At 65.6% G+C, this 18,163-nt stretch carries 16 protein-coding genes; 9 read left to right on the top strand and 7 right to left on the bottom strand.

All coding sequences use genetic code 11. From position 1 onward, the window contains the following. Positions 1-144: 144 nt before the first annotated feature. Complete coding sequence (locus QUG01_RS17945) at positions 145-387, bottom strand: putative hemolysin (RefSeq protein ID WP_500831277.1); 243 nt, start codon at positions 385-387, stop codon at positions 145-147. A gap of 24 nt (positions 388-411) precedes the next feature. Beyond that, on the bottom strand, positions 412-1,539 hold the full coding sequence (locus QUG01_RS17940; RefSeq protein ID WP_500831276.1) for a succinylglutamate desuccinylase/aspartoacylase family protein: 1,128 nt from the start codon (positions 1,537-1,539) through the stop codon (positions 412-414). A 115-nt stretch (positions 1,540-1,654) separates the two neighbouring features. On the opposite strand from QUG01_RS17940, the gene QUG01_RS17935 reads away from it, so the two are divergent. The 3 genes from QUG01_RS17935 to QUG01_RS17925 all read left to right on the top strand — a co-directional run bounded on the left by QUG01_RS17935 (position 1,655) and on the right by QUG01_RS17925 (position 6,663). Further along, complete coding sequence (locus QUG01_RS17935; RefSeq protein WP_500831275.1) at positions 1,655-2,923, top strand: hypothetical protein; 1,269 nt, start codon at positions 1,655-1,657, stop codon at positions 2,921-2,923. A gap of 156 nt (positions 2,924-3,079) precedes the next feature. After that, positions 3,080-3,850 carry a hypothetical protein gene (locus tag QUG01_RS17930; RefSeq protein ID WP_500831274.1) on the top strand — a complete coding sequence of 257 codons (771 nt, stop codon included), beginning with the start codon at positions 3,080-3,082 and terminating at the stop codon, positions 3,848-3,850. Continuing rightward, the gene (locus QUG01_RS17925) at positions 3,850-6,663 is read left to right on the top strand and encodes an ATP-binding protein (protein WP_500831273.1); all 2,814 of its coding nucleotides are present in this window, start codon (positions 3,850-3,852) and stop codon (positions 6,661-6,663) included. The genes QUG01_RS17930 and QUG01_RS17925 overlap by 1 nt, the downstream gene beginning before the upstream one ends. A gap of 111 nt (positions 6,664-6,774) precedes the next feature. On the opposite strand, the gene QUG01_RS17920 is transcribed toward QUG01_RS17925, so the two are convergent. Together QUG01_RS17920 and QUG01_RS17915 are read right to left on the bottom strand one after the other, a co-directional pair. Next, positions 6,775-6,960 carry a hypothetical protein gene (locus QUG01_RS17920; RefSeq protein ID WP_500831272.1) on the bottom strand — a complete coding sequence of 62 codons (186 nt, stop codon included), beginning with the start codon at positions 6,958-6,960 and terminating at the stop codon, positions 6,775-6,777. Positions 6,961-6,971: 11 nt separating this feature from the next. Then, positions 6,972-7,688 carry a superoxide dismutase gene (locus QUG01_RS17915; RefSeq protein WP_500831271.1) on the bottom strand — a complete coding sequence of 239 codons (717 nt, stop codon included), beginning with the start codon at positions 7,686-7,688 and terminating at the stop codon, positions 6,972-6,974. Positions 7,689-7,970: 282 nt separating this feature from the next. Here QUG01_RS17915 and tpx point away from each other — a divergent pair, with 282 nt between their 5' ends. Beyond that, complete coding sequence (gene tpx, locus QUG01_RS17910) at positions 7,971-8,468, top strand: thiol peroxidase (protein ID WP_500831270.1); 498 nt, start codon at positions 7,971-7,973, stop codon at positions 8,466-8,468. Between the two features lie 71 nt (positions 8,469-8,539). On the opposite strand, the gene QUG01_RS17905 is transcribed toward tpx, so the two are convergent. Further along, a complete protein-coding gene (locus QUG01_RS17905) occupies positions 8,540-10,174 on the bottom strand; it encodes an APC family permease (RefSeq protein ID WP_199179963.1) in 1,635 nt (544 codons plus the stop codon). Positions 10,175-10,526: 352 nt separating this feature from the next. Here QUG01_RS17905 and QUG01_RS17900 point away from each other — a divergent pair, with 352 nt between their 5' ends. Beyond that, positions 10,527-12,170, top strand: a complete 1,644-nt coding sequence (locus QUG01_RS17900; RefSeq protein WP_500831269.1) for a methyl-accepting chemotaxis protein — start codon at positions 10,527-10,529, stop codon at positions 12,168-12,170. Positions 12,171-12,173: 3 nt separating this feature from the next. Here QUG01_RS17900 and QUG01_RS17895 read toward each other — a convergent pair whose 3' ends face one another. Beyond that, on the bottom strand, positions 12,174-12,668 hold the full coding sequence (locus QUG01_RS17895) for an RDD family protein (RefSeq protein WP_500831268.1): 495 nt from the start codon (positions 12,666-12,668) through the stop codon (positions 12,174-12,176). A gap of 3 nt (positions 12,669-12,671) precedes the next feature. Beyond that, positions 12,672-13,217 carry a gamma carbonic anhydrase family protein gene (locus QUG01_RS17890; RefSeq protein ID WP_500831267.1) on the bottom strand — a complete coding sequence of 182 codons (546 nt, stop codon included), beginning with the start codon at positions 13,215-13,217 and terminating at the stop codon, positions 12,672-12,674. Between the two features lie 101 nt (positions 13,218-13,318). On the opposite strand from QUG01_RS17890, the gene QUG01_RS17885 reads away from it, so the two are divergent. The 4 genes from QUG01_RS17885 to QUG01_RS17870 form a co-directional block, all read left to right on the top strand. Continuing rightward, positions 13,319-15,355 carry a M3 family metallopeptidase gene (locus QUG01_RS17885; RefSeq protein WP_500831266.1) on the top strand — a complete coding sequence of 679 codons (2,037 nt, stop codon included), beginning with the start codon at positions 13,319-13,321 and terminating at the stop codon, positions 15,353-15,355. Positions 15,356-15,585: 230 nt separating this feature from the next. Beyond that, on the top strand, positions 15,586-16,359 hold the full coding sequence (gene xth / locus QUG01_RS17880) for an exodeoxyribonuclease III (RefSeq protein WP_500831265.1): 774 nt from the start codon (positions 15,586-15,588) through the stop codon (positions 16,357-16,359). Positions 16,360-16,620: 261 nt separating this feature from the next. After that, complete coding sequence (gene rquA / locus QUG01_RS17875) at positions 16,621-17,328, top strand: rhodoquinone biosynthesis methyltransferase RquA (protein WP_043621044.1); 708 nt, start codon at positions 16,621-16,623, stop codon at positions 17,326-17,328. A 145-nt stretch (positions 17,329-17,473) separates the two neighbouring features. After that, the coding region (locus QUG01_RS17870; RefSeq protein WP_500831264.1) for a hypothetical protein at positions 17,474-18,163 on the top strand (690 nt) is incomplete at its 3' end.

The raw sequence follows: 18,163 nt of genomic DNA, 5'->3' as shown, positions 1-18,163 counted from the left end.
TCAGCAGATACAACCTGTGCATTGTTTGCAGGAAGCGGTGGGGCGAGGCTACCAACTTACAATTGGGACATAGCCTTGTTTTTGGGCGGCGCCGTCAGCTGTGGATAACTTAAGGGCAGAGCCGATCCTGTGGATAAGCGGGCGTTACTGCGCGGGATGCTGCGCGCGGTAATACGCCCATTCCTCCACCGCGCGGCCGTCCGGCAGCTGGCACAGCGCGTATTCGTTGCCGGCGGCGTCCTTTTGCGGCAACAGTTTGCCGCCTTGCTGCACGCAGTAGACCGAGGCCGGATTGGCCATGCCAACCCTGGGCGCCGGCGGCGTGTTTTGCGCGCAGGCCGACAGCAGCAGCGCCAGCGGCGCGATCAGGGCGTAAGCGTGTTTCATGTGAATTCCCCTTGGTATCGTTGATCAGGCGGTAAGCAGCTTGCCGGTCTTGTAAGCGGTGCGGCTGGCCACGCGGGCGATGCACAGGCCTGCCGTGGCGTAAGGCCGGTCGCTGCTGGCGTACAGCACGCCGCCGCGCTCGGTGCAGACCTGGCTCACGCTATCGTTGACCGGATCGATTACATCCGCCACCAGGTCGCCGGGGCTGAGCTGGCTGCCCGGCTCGGCGCGGTACACCACCACGCCGGCATGCGGCGCCAGCAGGTCTTCCGATCCGGCCAGCGGCGTGGCCGGATGGCGCAGCGGCGGCAGATGCGGCGCGGCGCCGGCGATCACGCCGCGGTGCTGCAGGAAGTGCACGATGGCTTCGGCGTCCTTGGCGGCGTATTCATGGTTGACGTCCCACTCGCCGCGCAATTCCACCGTCACCGCCAGACAGGCCATGTCGATGGGCGCGGACAGCCCGGCCTGGGCGGCCAGGTCGCGCAGCTGCCACCACGGCTGGCTGCAGGCCTCGTCGAAAGGGTAGTCGCCGGAGTCTTCCGCCAGCAGGCTGGCGCACACGCCCAGATAGCGCGCCAGCGGCTCGCATTGTTCCCACAGCGGCGTGCCGGTGTACAGGTGGATGTCGGCGCGGCTGTCGCAGTGCAAGTCCAGCACGATGTCGGCGTCGCAGGCCATGCTGTGCAGCGTGTGGCGCAGCGATTGCAGCTCGGTCTGCGGCAGTTGTTTAGCCAGCTCGGCGCGCATCGCCTCGCGGATCAGCCGGGTATTGGCCTTGGCGTCCGGTCCCAGTTGCTGGCGCACGGCGGCGAACACCGGCTCGGCCAGCGGCAGGTAATGGCGGTTGAAGTTCTGCCCGCTCATCAGCTCAAAGCGGCCCATCAGCCGGCCGTGCTGGTTCTGGTTCAGGCCGATGGGGTTGGCCATGGGCAGCACCGTGATCTCGCCATGGATCGCGCCCTCGTTTTCCAGCTGGCGCAGCCGCTGCTTCAGATGCCAGGCCACCAGCATGCCGGGCAGCTCGTCGGCATGGAGGCTGGCCTGGATGTGGACTTTTTCGCCGCTGCTCGGCTGGCCGAAATGAAAGCTGGTGAGCGCGCGCTGGCTGCCCAGGCTGGGCGACAGCAGCGGATGATGGCGGGTGTGCATGGCTTCTCCTCTTTATGGTTCGGTTCGCAGCCGCAATAAAACGCGCCGCCGCGTTGACGAAGCGGCGGCCGGTCGGGACAATCTGCGCTTTGATCCACCCCATAGCGGAGCGCGCTTGGATTCACTGTCCGATTTCTTCCAGCCCGGCATCGAGCCCGGTTCGCTGCAGGCCGTATCGCGGCTGCAGAGCGCCTGGGGCTATCTGTCCGTTTTCGTCACGCTGTTCCGCGGCGGCGACGAGGAAGTGCTGATGCGCCTCCTGGTGCTGCGCGAGCTGGGCGGCCGCGCCGAGGCGCCCATGTGGACGCCGCAGGAAATCGCCCAGCGCTTCTCTTATCTTAACGATACCAAACTGGCCACCATTCTGGGGCGCTTGCGCGAAGGCGATTTGCTGGTTTACGACAGCGACGGCGGCGTTTACCAGCTGTCCGAGGGCGCGCGCGTCGCGCTGGCGGCATTGGCGACTCTGATCGACTTTTCCGGCGACGACGTCGAGCTGGGCTATCTGGCTAGCCAGGTGGCGGCCGGCCAGGCGGTGGGCCAGGTGTCGGACGAGGCGCTGCGGCACCTGTTGGCGCGGCTGAACGAGCTGTACGCGGAGTTCGAGGAAGCGCTGGAGTCGCAGTCCGAATTTCGCATCCGCGCCGCCCAGCATAGACTGGAGGCCGTGTGGCGCTGGGTGGCCAAGTCCACCGAGGTGGTGAAAAGCCTGACCCAGGACGACACGCTGAGCCTGACCGTGTTGAACCAGGCCCAGGCCATCGCGCTGGCGCAAAGCCGCATGCTGGCGCTGGCCGGCACCTTCGAGCGCCGTCTGGCGCAGCTGGCCGCTCAGCGCGTGCATCTGGGCAATTCCGGCCTCACCTCCACCGACATCGCCGATTGGCTGCGCCGCCAGGGCGCGGCCGCGCTGGCCGGCAAGCTGGCTGACGCCTGGTCCATCTGCCCGGAGCCGGCCTTTCTGTCCACGCCGGAGCTAGCCGACGTGGCCGAATTCGAACTGTTGGCGCGCGAGCGCGCCAAGGCCGGCGCGCAGGTGCTGCCAGGCAGCGAAGCCGCGCCGATGGCCGACGCGCCGGAAATGGAACGGCTGTTGGAAGCGGAGGAGATGTACGACGTGCTGCTGCAGCTGGGTATGAGCGGCGCGGCAGACGCCCACATCAGCCAGGCGGTGCTGGCGGGCAGTTACAACGAAACGGCGTACCGGCTGTCGCTGTTGTCGCTGATCGGCGACCCGGAAACCAGCAACGACCAGAGCATCGTCGCCGCCTTGGCCAAGCTGCCGTTCAGCCTGCAGGGCGGCGACGCTGTGATAGAGCCGGACCATCCGGAGGTGGCGACGCTGTCGGATGCCAGGTTGGTGGCGGCGCAACCCAAGAGTTGAACCTTTTATTTCGCCACGAAAACCACGAAAGACACGAAAAGTGCAAATTCAGCGCGATGCTTAGTCCTTTCGCTGAGGGCTGAAGAAGACAGCTTTCAAATCAATCTTTCTTTGGATATTTTCGTGTTTTTCGTGGGGTTCGTGGCAAGAGAAGATATGGAACACGAAATCAAAACCCTCACCGCCCGCCTGCTGGCGCAGCGCGTGGTGCCGCGCGCCGACGCGCTGGCGCGCAAGGCCTTGCTGGACGACATCTTCCGCGCCGAGCTGGACAAGAGCCTGGCCGCCGTCGGCCTGCGCCTGGTGGAAAATCCGTACGCCGAATACATCGCAGTGGCCTTGCTGCCGGACATGGTCGAGCCGGTGTTCGGCAGCGGCGACGCCTGGCTCAACAACAACCTGGGCCTGCCGCGCGACGGCGTGGCCTTGCTGGTGATCCTGTGGGCGCTGATCATCCTGCCCAAGCGCGAGCGGCAGATCGCCCGCGTCGAGGCCGGCAAGGAGAGCCAGAGCGATATGTTCGGCGCGCAAAAGCCGCTGGAAACAGGAGAGACCGTGTCCACCGGCATTTCCGAGGACGCGCTGTACGCCGACTTCGGCAAGGCGCTGGGCGGGCGCACCCGCTTCAACGCCAACCTGGGCCGGCTGGTCAACCTGGGCTTCGTCGTGCGCCGCAACCGCTGGCTGGACGAGGGGCCGATGCTGGATTTGATGATCGACTACGCCCAGCTGGCGCCGCGCATCATCGAGGGCGCGCTGGCCGACGTATTGTTGCGGCGCGAAGGCCGCGAGGCGCTGGCGGACAAGCGCGCGCCGGACGAGGCGGCCGGCGAGATCGAAGAGGAAATCGGGGCGGGCGATATCGAGTCGGCCGGCCCGCTGTTTGACCTGCCGCCGCAAGACGCGGCGGACGAGGAGACGCGCTGATGTTCCAGATGAAATCCATCGAAATGGTGCACTGGGACTTCTGGCAACGGCTGACCGTGCCGCTGGACGCGCAGATCGTCACCATCATCGGGCCCAATGGCTCCGGGAAGACCACCTTGCTGGACGCGATGCGCACGCTGCTGGCCATCAAGTGCTCCGGCAAGCGCGACTACAAGCGCTACGTGCGCAACAACAAGGAAGCCTTCGCCTACCTGCGCGGCGTGGTGGATAACCCGAGGCGGCCAAGCGGCGGCCTGTATCCCACGCCATTCTTCCCCATCGTGTCGGAGTCGGTGACGCTGCTGTGCCGGATCAAGAAGCAGGGCGGCGACTGGGTGCGCCACTACGCCATCCTGGACGGCGACATCGCGCTGGAGCACGCCGAGGGCCAGGCGCAATGGCTGGGCGTGCAGGAATACCGCCGTCGCCTGGAAGCGGCCGGCCTGACGCCGGCGGTGGCCGAGGTGCTCGCGCTGGAGCAGGGCGATACCGACAAGCTGACCGAATACAGCCCGCGCCAGCTCTTGGACCTGGTGTTCCAGGTGTTCGGCGACAAGGACGTGCTGGACAACTACCAGCGCGCGCGCGACGAGCAGCGCGCCACCGAGCAGGAGCTGGAGGCCTTGAGCCGCCAGGAAGAGGCGCTGCAGGTGCGGGTGGAGGCGATGAAGAACCGCGCCAACCGCTACCTGGAATGGAAGCAGCTGCAGACCGGCATCGCCCGGCTGCGCGACGAAGCCTTGCCTGTGCTGGCTTATCTGGACGCCAAGGCATCGTTCGGCAAGCAGTGGAACGACTACCGATCCGGCTTCCACGTGCTGAACCAGGCCCGCGCCGAGCATGCCGATACCCTGGCGCTGGTGGCCAAGCTGAAGGCCGCCGAGGTCAGCGCCGCCGAGGCGCGCGCGGCGGCGGAAACCGTGCGCCAGGCCGCGCAGGAAGCCTTCATGAAGGCCAAGGGCGAGCACGCCGGCGTGGCCGGCCAGCTGAAAGAGCGCGACCGGCTGCAGGCGCTGGCCGACAAGGAATACGGCGCCGACACCGCGCAGCTGGCCGACAAGCTGTCCGCCTTGCGCGCCGAGGCGGATCAACTGAAGGACGGCCTGCGCGATCTGAAAAAGCAGCGTCAGGAAAGCTCGGAACACCTGCAAGCGCTGGAGATAGGCCGCGGCCGTTCGCCGGAGGACGTGCGCCAGTTCAAGGCGGCGCTGGACGAGGCCGGCATCCCGCACGCGATGCTGTCCGACATCGTCGAAGTGATGGATTCCAACTGGCAGGCCGCGGTGGAGGCCCTGCTGCGCGGCTACCGCCATGTGGTGCTGCTGGACCGTGAGTCCGACCGCCGCGAGGCCTGGAAGATAGGCGAGAAGCTGCGTTACCGCCACTTTGTGGTGCCGGAACGCGCCACGCCGCCGCGCGCCAACAAGGGCAGCCTGCTGGAAGTGGTGCGCTTCTCCGCCGACGCGCCGGAGTGGCTGTACCGCCAGATGAACAGCGTGACGCGGGTGGAAAGCGCGAACGAAGGCGCGAACGTCGATGGCGACTGGATCACCCGCGACGGCTACTTCCGCGAACGCCGCGGCGCGCGCCACATCGGCGTGCCCATGCATGAATACGCGTTTGGCGAAGCGGCTCGGCAATCGCGCCTGCTGGCGGTGCGCGATGAGCTGAAACAGCTCAATGTGCGCATCCTGGCCGACGAGGAGCGGCTGGTGGCCGCCACCCGCGAGGCGGCCGGCCTGGCCGAGTACCTGGGCGGCATGGACGCCATCCGCCAGCTGGACAGCCGCGCCGACGAATTCGCCGCGCTGGAATCGCGCAAGGCCGAGTTGGAAGCCGAGATCGCCCGCCAGGGCGCGGCCCTGGCCGACGCCAGCGCCGAGAAGGACGCCGCCGACCAGCGCTACGGCGACGCGCGGCTGGCGCACGACCGCGTCTGCCAGCGCGAGATGGAAACCTTGTCCAAGTACAATCAAAAGCTGCAGGAAGTGGAGCAGGCGCGCCGCCAGCTGCGCCGGCTGATCAGCGAACTGCGCGAGTGGGCGCAGCGCTTGCCTGCCGATGCGCTGGCGCCGGAACATGTGGCGCAGCTGGAAGACGAGTTTGATACCGCCGCCGACGCCAAGCATCAGCTGAACTACCTGGAAGAGAAGCTGCAAAGCGGCGATTGGGAGCAGGATGATTCGGTGCTGGCGCTGAAGGACAAGCTGGTGGAAGACCTGACCTCGCTGGACCGCGAGCGGCAGCGCCGCCAGGGCGAGGTGGACCGCTCGCGCGAGCTGACCGACGAAGCGCGCGCTGCCTACATCGGCAAGCTGCGCGCCACCGTGCGCGCCTACGGCCAGAACGTGAAGCGGCTGGGCGAGCTGGCCGGCATCCAGGTGGAAGTGGAGCTGCCGCAGTTGTCCAACGACGACACGGTGCTGGCCCAGGCCGGGCTGGTGTTGAAGTTCAACTTCGACCAGAAGGGCATGATGGGCATGAACGACGGCGAGGCCTCCGGCGGCCAGCAGGTGATGAAGTCCTTGATCCTGCTGATCGGCCTGATGATGGACGAGTCCAACCCGTCCGGCTTCGTCTTCATCGACGAGCCGTTCGCCCACCTCGACATCTTCAACATCGACCGCGTCGCCGGCTTCCTCAAGGCCACCGAGGCGCAGTATCTGATCACCACGCCCAACACCCACAACATCAACATCTTCGCCCCGTCCGAGCTGACCCTGGTCACGCGCAAGAAGCGGCCCGGCGAAACCTGGGCGCCGCCTATCCTGCAGACGCGGCGGCGGGTGGACAGCGGGGAGCCGCAGGCATAAAGCAGAACGGGGCGGCGAAAGCGGCCCCGTTTTTCATGGATGGCGCGTTTGTTTCCCGGATGGGACAGCCATGCGGAGGGCGATGCGAATGAGCGAGGCTGGCAATCAGTTTCACAGCATCCCGGCCAGTTCCACCAAACTCCCCGTCACCCAATCCTGTTCCGCCATAAGGTCCGTCTGCTGATTGGGACCGAATTCGGGCAGCCAGGGAGTGAAGGTGGTTTGAAAGCTGCAGCGGCGCGTGGCGGCCAGGTCGCCGTTGTGCGCAGACGCCAGGCAGGCGCGCTCCGTTGACATAATGCCCCCGCTTAGGCTTTCAGGTTCTGCTGCGCGAATTCCCAGTTGACCAGCTTGTCCAGCACCGCGTTGACGTAGTCGGCGCGGCGGTTTTGGTAGTCCAGGTAATAGGCGTGCTCCCAGACGTCCACGTTCAATAGAGGCGTCAGGCCAGAGGTGATCGGGTTGTCGGCGTTGCCGGTTTTCACCACCCGCAGCTTGTTGCCATCCTGCACCAGCCAGGCCCAGCCGCTGCCAAACTGCGAGATGGCGGCGCCGGCCAGTAGCTGCTTACAGGCGTCCACGCTGCCGAACGACGCTTCGATCTTCTCGCGCAAGGCTTGCGGCGGCGTGCCGCCGCCCTGGGGCCGCATGCTGCGCCAGTAGAAAGTGTGGTTCCACAGCTGGGCGGCATTGTTGAAGATGGCGGCATCGCCGGCTTGTTTGGCCGAGCGGCTGATGATGTCTTCCAGCGACAGATCGGCGTAGTCGCGGCCGGCGATCAGTTTGTTCAGGTTGTCCAGATAAGCCTTGTGATGTTTGCCGTAGTGGAAGCCCAGGGTGCGGGCGGAGATCACCGGCTCCAGCGCATTGTCGGCATAGGGCAGCGGCGGCAGAACCTGTGCCGACGAGGCGCGGGCGCTGAGGGGGAGGGTGGGCAGCGCCAGCGCGGCCAACGAACCGGCGGCGGCCAGCAGGAAGCTGCGGCGGGACGAGGTGGTCGGGGCGCCGTGGTCTGGGCTGGACATGACTTACTCCTTTACCGTGGACGATGTTTTAGAAGCGCTTTCCCTTGCGCCGGCTTGCCGCACGGGCTGTATGGCCTGCACCGGTGCGGCATGGCTCAGGCTTTGCGCGAGGTTGGGTCGGCGACTCTTAGAGTGGGACAATTTTACCGATTAATCCAGTACGTTGGCATGTTGGAGAGTGTGAAATGGAAAACGCGCACAACCATTTACCAGTCATGGTTGAATTTCACCGGCTTTGCTCCACACTATCGCCATCATTCACCCCAAACGAGGAAGCAAGACATGGCAACCGTAACCCTGCGCGGCAATCCGGTGGAAGTGGCGGGCAAGCTGCCGGCCAAGGGCGAGCAAGCTCCGGCGCTGCAACTGACCGGCGGCGATCTGGCCGAAGTGACGCTGGCCACTTTTGCCAGCAAGCGCAAGATCCTCAATATCTTCCCGAGCGTGGATACCCCGACCTGCGCCACCTCCGTGCGCAAGTTCAATGAAAAAGCCGCCGCGCTGGCCGACACCGTGGTGTTGTGCGTGTCGGCCGACCTGCCGTTCGCGCAGAAGCGTTTCTGCGGCGCCGAAGGCATCGAAAACGTGGTGACGCTGTCCACCTTCCGCAACGGCGGCTTTGCCGAAGCGTATGGCGTCAAGCTGGCTTCCGGCCCGCTGGCCGGCCTGACCGCCCGCGCCGTGGTGGTGCTGGATGCCGACAACAAGGTGCTGCACAGCCAGCTGGTGGGCGAGATCGCCGACGAGCCGGACTACGCCGCCGCCCTGGCCGCGCTGTAAATCGGCAAGCAGGCAAAGAAAAAGCCGACCCATCCGGGTCGGCTTTGTTTTTGAGCGAAGGATAGGGAGGCTTAGCCGCGCTGGCCGGCCAGCTTGCCAGCGGACTCGCCGTCCTGCTGCATGGCTTCCACCATCGCCGGATCGTGCTCGTCGCGCAGGTAGCGGGTGTACCAGCCGCTGTTGACGCCCCAGTAGTAGAAGCCCAGCGAGGCCGCGGCCACCACGGCCATGTCGATGCCGTAAGGCAGGATGCCGATGCCGCCGAAGTCGGCGCTGCCTATCCACGACAGCAAGGCCATCGCCGGCAGATACAGCACCATCCACAGCGCGCCTTTCAGCTCGCGGCCGAACTCCGGCCAGCCGGCCTTGGCCTGGTACCAGAAGTACACCGGCAGGGCCGCCACGATCAGGAAGATGATGTGGCCGGTCAGCGGCCAGCGCGCCCAGTACAGCACCAGCGAGGCGCAGACGAAGGCGAACGGCGCGATCAGGCTCAGGCCGGCCAGGCGCAGCGGACGCGGCAGATCCGGCGCGCAGCGGCGCAGCGCGGCCACGCTGATCGGGCCGGTCAGGTAGGAGATCACGGTGGCGACCGAGATCACCGCCGCCAGCGTGCCCCAGCCGCGGAAGAAGAACAGGAACACGAAGGACACCGCCAGATTGAACCACATCGCCGGGCGCGGAATGCGGTACAGCGGGTGGATGCGGCCGAAGATCTCCGGCATGGTGCCGTTGCGCTGCATGCCGTAGATCATGCGCGAGGTGGTGGCCATATAGGTGGCGCCGGTGCCGCTGGGGCTGACGAAGGCGTCAAAATACAGGGTCATCATCAGCCAGTTCAAACCCAGGGCCATGGCTAGCTGGGCGAACGGGGAGCTGAAGTCCAGGCCTTTCCAGCCGTGGGCCAGATCGCTGGGCGACAGCGCGCCGAGGAAGGCGACCTGCAGCGCGACGTAGATCACCGCCGCCAGCAGGATGGAGCCGACCACGCCGAACGGCACGCTCTTGCCCGGATTGCGGGCCTCGCCGGCCAGATTGATCGGGCTTTGGAAGCCATTGAAGCTGAACACGATGCCGCTGGTGGCCACCGCCGTCATCACGCTGGCCCAGCCGAACGGCGCGAAGCCGCCCAGCGCCGGATTGTTCAGGTTTTCCGAATGGAAGCCGCTATAGATCAGCGCGGCCACCGTCAGCGCGGGCACGATCACCTTGAACACGGTGATGGCGCTGTTGGCCTTGGCGAACAGCTTGACGCCCCAGTAGTTGAGCATGAAATAGACGACCACCAGCACGGCGGAGAAGGACAGGCCGACGGTGCTCAGCTCGCCGTTGCTGTACAGATCGTGGGCCCAGGGATAGGGCCAGGTGCTCATGTATTGCACCGAGGCCTCGGCCTCGATCGGAATCACCGATACGATGGCGATCCAGTTGGCCCAGGCGGCGATGAAGCCGAGCAAGGAACCGTGCGAGTAGCGGGCATAGCGCACCATGCCGCCGGATTCCGGGAACATGGCGCCGAGTTCGGCGTAGCTCAGGGCGATGGAAAGAATGATCACCATGCCGACGATCCAGGCGACGATGGCGGCCGGGCCGGCGATCTGCGCGGCGTGGGCGGCGCCGAACAGCCAGCCGGAGCCGATGATGGAGCCAAGACCGGTCAACATCAGCGCGATCGGGCCGATGTGGCGGGAGTGTTGGTGTTGCAAGGGCGAATCTCCTGTCAATTTCGTGGTGGAGGGCAACAGTCGTCCCTGGCTGGCGCGCGCGCGCCTTGCCGGAGGAGGGTGTTGCCCACAGTGCCGGGTAGCCCGGTCTTCTGGAATGTCGCCTGCGCGGGGCAGGCAGTGCCTGGAAGGCAGGCGCGTCATCACGCTTGCCGAGTGAGGTGGGCGGGGATTGGCTGCGCCGCAGCCGAATACGACTCGCCACCGGGGATGGCCGGCGGATTGTAACGCAGTGTGAATGCTCTATGCCAGCGTTTGCTTATATGTAATGCAATCTTTTTGTCACAATCGAGGGCTACACTCGCGGCTTCCTCTTGTGTATGCAGTGCCTGCCATGTCTTTGATTAAACGCCTGTGGCTGACCATTTCCTTCACGCTCGCCAGCCTGGCGCTGGTGATGGCGGTCACCGGGCAGCAGCTTTATTCCTTTACCCAGCATGTCGATCGCTACACCCGCCTGCAGCGGCTGAGCAGCAATCTGCAGCAGTTGAAGGCCGTTTCTCTGTCGTTTTCCCGCGCCGATCCCTTACTGCCGGAAACCGCTGTCCGCCTGAAGCAGGCGCAGCGCCAAGTGGGCATATTGCAGGATGAAATCCTGGCCAGCCTGCCGGATGCGGATCGCCAGGCTTTTGCCGGCGTATTGCGCGGCCATTGGCAGGAATATGTTCGCAATCTGGGAAGCGCCATCCACATCGCCGAGACCGCGCCGCAGGACGCGCTGTCGATACCGGAGCAGGCGTATCTGAATGACCTGGTGCCGCTGGCCGCCGAGATTGATCGCCAGCTTGCCCGCCGCGACGGCGAACTGCTGCAGGAGAAGGCCGCGCTGGCGACCGCGCTGGCTTGGCTCGCGCCGTTGATCTTGGGGCCGCTGGCCTTGGCCAGCGCGTTGGTGGTGCTGATTCAGCTCACGCTGGCGCGCCGCTTGAAGCGCCACTTGTTGGCGATGGCGCGGGCGGCGGATGCGCTGAGCGAGGGCAATCTGGCGGTGCGTCTGCCGGACCAGGGCCAGGACGAGCTGGCGCACGCCGCTTCGCGCATCAACCGTTTTCTGGACCGGCTGGCCAGCCTGTTGGACGAGGTCAGGCTGCATGCCGGCAACAATCTGCGCGACAGCCAGCGCCTGCAGCTGTTGACGCGCAAGAGCGCCGACGCCAGCCAGCAGCAGACCGGCAAGAGCCGGCTGTGCAACGACGCGGCGGCCGAAATCGCCGATCACGCCGAACAGGTGGCGCAGCATATCGAGGCCGCGCTGGACAATTCGCGCAGCGCCGCCACGGCCACCGCCCAGGCCAGACGGCAGGGCGAGTGCAACGCCGACGCCATGCGGCAGCTGGCGGAGCGCATAGACTACGCCACGCTGGAAATGCAGGAGCTGAGCCTAGCGGTGGGCGCCATTTCCCAAATCAGCTCGCTGATCCGCGACGTGGCGGATCAGACCAATCTGCTGGCGCTGAACGCGGCGATTGAAGCCGCCCGCGCCGGCGAGGCCGGCCGCGGCTTCGCCGTGGTGGCGGACGAGGTGCGCAAGCTGTCGGAAAGCACCGCCAACGCCACCGGCGCGATTTTCGGCAGCCTGCAGAAGATGGAACGCGCCAAGGGCGCGCTGGGCGAGGCGATTGCCGCCACCGGCAGCGCCAGCCGCGACAGCCAGGCGTCGCAACAGGCGCTGGACGCCGCGCTGGGCCTGGTGGATGACGCGCTGGGCCGCCTGGGCGTGTTGATGGAAGACATCGGCACCGCGCGCGAGCTGCAGGCCCGCGCCGGCGGAACCATCCGTCAGCACGGCCACGAGCTGGCCAGCCTGGCGCATGACATCGAAAGCCAGATGGAGGCGGCGGAGCCGCTGATGCTGCAATTGGCGCAGTCGGCCGGCGGCCTGGGGCAGGCGCTGGCCTGGTTCCGTCTGCCGAACCAAGAGCCGGCGGCGGCACAGGCGGGCAAGCCGTTCCGCGCGCCGCTCCCGCGCGCGGCGTGAGTCTCAGCCGCGGCGGGGGAACGACACCGGCGCCGGCTTGCGCCGCACCACCACGGTACGCGCAAGCTTGTCGTGCCAGCCTTGTTTGCGCGGATCGATCCCCACCCAGACGATTCCCAGGCAGAATGGGATGATGGCGACGAAATAGCCCAGATAGCGCAGCGCCGCCTGACCCGGCGTCAGCGGGCCGCCGCTGTCGGCGTCCACCACCTTGGCGCCCAGCATCATCTTGCCGGGCGTGGCGCTCTTGTAGATCCAGAACAGGATGACGGCCACGGCCGGCAGCAGGTAGTTGATCAGGAATTCGCCCAGGCTGCCCAGGCCGGCCATTTCGGTTAGGCTGGGCATCGCATCGGCCAGTTGCGGAGCCTCGCGCCGGGCCAGCAGCCACCATAGCGGCGCCGACACGATCAGCAGCAGCACGGTGTCCACCAGGCTGGCCAGCGCTCTGGCCCAGAAGCCGACGTATTCCAGTTCCTCATCGAGGTCGCTTGCCATCGCTCAGTCCTCCAGGTTGACCTTGTGCTTGTCCGCCACGCGCAGGTAGTGCTCGGCGGAATACTTGAAGTAGGCCAGTTCCTGTTCGGTCAGCGCGCGCGCCTGTTTGACCGGATTGCCCAGATAGAGATAGCCGGATTGCAGCCGCTTGCCCGGCGGCACCAGGCTGCCGGCGCCGACCAGCACCCGGTCCTCGATCACCGCGCGGTCCAGCACGATGCTGCCGATGCCGATCAGCACCTCGTCGCCTATGGTGCAGCCGTGCAGCGTGACGTGGTGGCCGATGGTGACGTGCTTGCCTATGATCAGCGGCGCGCCGTGCGGATCGGCCGCGGTCTTGTGGCTGACGTGCAGCATGGCGTGGTCCTGCACATTGCTGTTCTCGCCGATGTGGATATGGTTGACGTCGCCGCGGATCACCGCGCACGGCCAGACGGACGCGCCTTTTTCCAGCTTCACCTCGCCTATCACCACCGCGGCCGGGTCGATATAACAGCCGGCGGCGATGGCGGGACGGTGGCCGTCGTAGGGGCGGATATTGCTTTTCATCGTTTCGTCCTTATTTCTGCAATGATGCATTGTGCCGGGCACGCGCCGCGGCAGGCAAATTCCTTTATCATATCGGCCCCACTGAACAGGACGTTGAAGCCATGAGCCAGAATCCCCTACTCGATTTTTCCGGTTTGCCGCGTTTTGAAGAAATCCGCCCCGAGCACATCGGCCCCGCCATCGATGTCCTGCTGGAAGAAGCGCGCGCCACCGTGGCCAGGCTGACGGCCGAAACCGGCGAACCGAGCTGGGACAACTTCGTTTCGCCGCTGACCGACGCCACCGAGCGCCTGTCGCGCGCCTGGGGCGTGGTGGGGCATTTGAACGCCGTGGTCAATACGCCGGAGCTGCGCGACGCCTACAACGCCAACATCCCGCGCATTTCGGTGTTCTGGACCGAGATGGGGCAGAACCTGGATCTGTTCGCCCGCTTCAAGGCGCTGGCAGCCAGCGCGGAGCATGCGTCCTATGGCGCGGCGCGCAAGAAGATCATCGAGAACGATCTGCGCGATTTCCGCCTGTCCGGCGCCGAGCTGGAGGCCGCGGCCAAGGAGCGTTTCGCCGCGATCCAGACCCGCCTGGCCGAGCTGTCCGCCAAGTTCGAACAGAACGTGCTGGACGCGACCGACGATTTCAGCCTGATCATCCACGACAAGGCCGAGCTGGCCGGCGTGCCGGAAGATTCGCTGGAAATGTTCGCCGCCGCGGCAGAGGGCGACGGCAAGACCGGCTACAAGATCACCCTGCAGTTCCCGTTCTATTTCCCCGTGCTGCAGTATGCCGACAACCGCGCGCTGCGCGAGAAACTGTATCAGGCTTATGTGCAGCGCGCGTCGGAGTTCGGCCCGGCCGAGCGCGACAACGGCCCCATCATCCGCGAGAAGCTGAAGCTGGCGCGCGAAGAGGCGCAGCTATTGGGCTTCGCCAATTTCGCCGAGCTGTCGCTGTTCACCAAGATGGCGGAAAGCCCGGAGCAGGTGATCGCCTTCCTGCGCGATCTGGCGGCCAAGGCCAAGCCGTTTGCGGCGAAGGACCGCGAAGAGCTGGAAGCCTTCGCCAAGACCGAGTTGGGCATCGCCGAACTGCAGGCCTGGGACCTGGCTTACGCGGCGGAAAAGCTGCGCGTCGCCCGCTACGCGTTCTCCGAGCAGGAGGTGAAGCAATACTTCCCCGAGGGCAAGGTGATCCAGGGCCTGTTCGGCGTGGTGGGCAAGCTGTTCGGCGTGGAAGTGCGCGAAAGCCGCGCCCCGGTATGGCATGCCGATGTGCGCTTCTACGACATCGTGAAGGATGGCGAGCTGCTGGGCAGCTTCTATTTCGACCTGTACGCCCGCGACGGCAAGCGTTCCGGCGCCTGGATGGACGACGCGCGCGGCCGCCGCAAGAACGGCGGCGCGCTGCAGACGCCGGTGGCCTACCTGACCTGCAACTTCACCCGACCGGTCGGCGACAAGCCGGCGCTGTTCACGCACGACGAAGTGATCACGCTGTTCCACGAATTCGGCCATGGTCTGCACCACATGCTGACCCGCGTCGACGAGCTGGGCGTGTCCGGCATCAACGGCGTGGAATGGGACGCGGTGGAGCTGCCCAGCCAGTTCCTGGAAAACTTCGCCTGGGAATGGGACGTGCTGCAGGGCATGACCGCCCACGTCGATAGCGGCGAAGCGCTGCCGCGCGCCTTGTACGACAAGATGCTGGCCGCCAAGAACTTCCAGAGCGGCATGGCCACGGTGCGCCAGTTGGAGTTCGCCCTGTTCGACCTGACGCTGTACAGCAGCTTCGACGCCGACAACGGCGACTGGCTGGCGCTGCTGGACGAGGTGCGGCGCGAGGTGGCGGTGAACTTCCCGCCGGCTTACAACCGCTTCCCCAACAGCTTCGGCCACATCTTCGCCGGCGGCTACGCGGCGGGCTACTACAGCTACAAGTGGGCGGAGGTGCTGTCGGCCGACGCCTACGCCGCCTTCGAGGAAGCGGGCGGCGCCAATCCGGAAACCGGCAAGCGCTTCTGGAATGAAATTCTGGCCGTCGGCGGCAGCCGCCCGGCGCTGGAATCGTTCCGCGCCTTCCGCGGCCGCGACCCGCAAATCGACGCCTTGCTGCGCCATTCCGGCATGGTGGCGGAGTCCGCGTAAAAAAAGTTGGAATTGTTGGAACTCCCCCGGAACCGGCTTGCTCTAATCCCTTGCTCAGGGTTGTCTTCCGGAGCAGCAAGCGAGCCAGACGCGTATCAGGGGTAGTGATATAGTGTCTATTCCACGCCTCCGCACCAGCGGAGGCGTTTTTTTTGCCCAAGGCCCCTGCACAGCCGCGCGCGCGGCTGCTAAGGTGTCGGCCTTTAGCCTGTCATTTGGAGAGCCCGCCGATGCGTTTTGCCACCTGGAACGTCAACTCCCTGAAAGTTCGCCTGCCGCAGGTGCTGCAATGGCTGGCCGATAGCGGCGTCGAAGTGCTGTGCCTGCAGGAATTGAAGATGGACCAGGACGCCTTCCCGCTGGCGGAGATCGAAGCCGCAGGCTATCGCGCGGTCTGGTTCGGCCAGAAGACCTATAACGGCGTGGCCATCCTCGCCAAAGCGCCGCTGGAGATGACGGACGTGGTGTCCGGCATTCCCGGCTACGGCGACGAGCAGCGGCGCGTGATCACCGCCACCATCGCTGGCGTGCGTGTGATCTGCGCCTATTTCGTCAACGGCGAGGCGGTGGACTCGCCCAAGTACCCGTACAAGCTGGAGTGGCTGTCCAAGCTGGAGGGGCATGTCGCCGCCGAACTGGCCCGGCATCCCAACTTGCTGCTGCTGGGCGATTACAACATCGCGCCGGAGGACCGCGACGTTTATGACCCCGAGGGCTGGCATGAGCAAGTGCTGTGCAGCACGCCGGAGCGCGAGGCCTTCCGCCGCCTGATCGCCCTGGGCCTGTCGGACAGCTTCCGGCTGTTCAATCAGGAGGACAAGCAGTACAGCTGGTGGGACTACCGCCAGATGATGTTCCGCCGCAACAAGGGCGTGCGCATCGACCATATCCTGGTCAGCGACGCCCTGAAAGCCCGCGCGCAGTCCTGCGAGATCGACAAGGCGCCGCGCAAGTGGGAGCGCCCGTCCGACCATACCCCGGTGGTGCTGACGCTGGCCGACTGATTCTGGCTGTCGAGCGTTGCCTGTGCGGCCCGGCTTGCGCCGGGCCGTTTGTTTTGGCGCAAGCCTGCGGCGTTTAGCCTGGTTGCGCCGGCGCGCGTCGCCTATAGATAGCGATGGCGTCCGCGGCAGGGCGTCGGCGAAGTCTATAAATACAAATGGAATATGCCTTCCGCGTGCTTGGGCCAAGGTTTGGCCTGGCTCAAGCCGCAAGGCCTGCGCGCTTGCTAAGCTGTTTCCATCACTCATAGCCGGTAACCCACCATGACCACACTGCACACGCGTACCAGCACAGGCGATCCCTACTACCAGGACGTACCCGGCTATATGACCGAGGTGTACGACTGGGCTTATGTCAATCCGCGCAAGGCCAGGCTGCTGGACCACAAGCTGGTGGTGCGCACGCTGCTGTTCGGCAATGACCAACGGCTGATGCGGGCCTATCTCGATGAAATCCGTCCCGGCGAAAAAGTGTGGCAGGTGGCGCATGTCTACGGCGACCTGGTGCAGCGCGCCGCCGAGCGTGTCGGCGAGGAGGGCCGCTTCACATTGACCGACATCACGCCCATCCAGGTGGAGCTGGCCGAAGGCAAGCTGGCCGCCAACGGCCAGGCCGCGGTGGTGCGCGCCGATGCCGCCCGCTATCAGCCGGAACAGCAACAGGACCTGGTGTGCAGCTTCTTCCTGCTGCACGAGGTGCCGGAAAACATGAAATCCGCCATTGTCGACAATATGCTGGCCCAGGTGGCGCCGGGCGGGCGGGCGATGTTCGTCGATTACCATCGTCCCGCGCCATGGCAGCCCATAGGCTGGCTGTTGAAGTGGGTCAATCGCGTGCTGGAGCCGTTTGCCGAGGCGCTGTGGCGCAACGGCATCGACAGTTACGCGCGCGAGGCGGATCGTTTTGCGTGGAGCAAGCGCACCGTGTTCGGCGGGGTGTACCAGATCGTGCTGGCGCGCCGCAAAGATTGACGCAGCGGCATGTACGTAGCGTTACACGGCCTTACATCCAACTAACAGACGGCGGGAAGGGGCAGGGCTAGGATACGTCTCAAGGAAACACCAAACACGGTGCCTGGCGGAGAGATTCCCTCCGCAACCGATCTGGAGATGAATCATGAAAAAGCTGACCCTTCTTGCCCTGTCCGCCGTTTTTGGCCTGAGTTCCGCCGCCGGCTTCGCCGCTGACGCCGCCCTGGCTTCCGCCCCGGCCGCCAAGGTCGCTCCGGCCGCCAAGAAAGCCGAAAAGAAAGCCCCGGCCAAGATCCACCACGCCAAGAAGGCTGAAAAAGTCACCGCTTCCGCTCAAAAAGCGCAAGCCGCCAAGGCCGACGCCTCGGCTCCGGCCAAGGCCGCGAAGAAAAAAGTCGGCGTGAAGAAGCACGCTTCCGCTCCGGCCGCCCAGAAGGCCCAGGCCGCCAAGGCTGACGCTTCCGCGCCGAAGGCCAAGAAGGCTCACAAGCACGCTGCCAAGAAGCACGAAGCTTCCGCCCAGAAGGCGCAAGCCGCCAAGGCCGACGCTTCCGCTCCGGTAGCCAAGAAGAGCCACAAGCACCACGGCAAGAAGCACGTAGCCAAGAAGGAAGCTTCCGCCGCTCAAAAGGCTCAGGCCGCCAAGGCTGACGCTTCCGCGCCGAAGGCCAAGAAGGCTCACAAGCACGCTGCCAAGAAGCATGAAGCTTCCGCCCAGAAGGCTCAAGCCGCCAAGGCCGACGCTTCCGCCCCGATGGCCAAGAAGAGCCACAAGCACCACGGCAAGAAGCACGTAGCCAAGAAGGAAGCTTCCGCCGCTCAAAAGGCTCAGGCC

The organism is Chromobacterium sp. CCUG 76385 (genome assembly GCF_059916625.1).
Note: the sequence above shows the minus strand (reverse complement) of the source record. Positions and strands in the feature narration are given on the sequence as shown.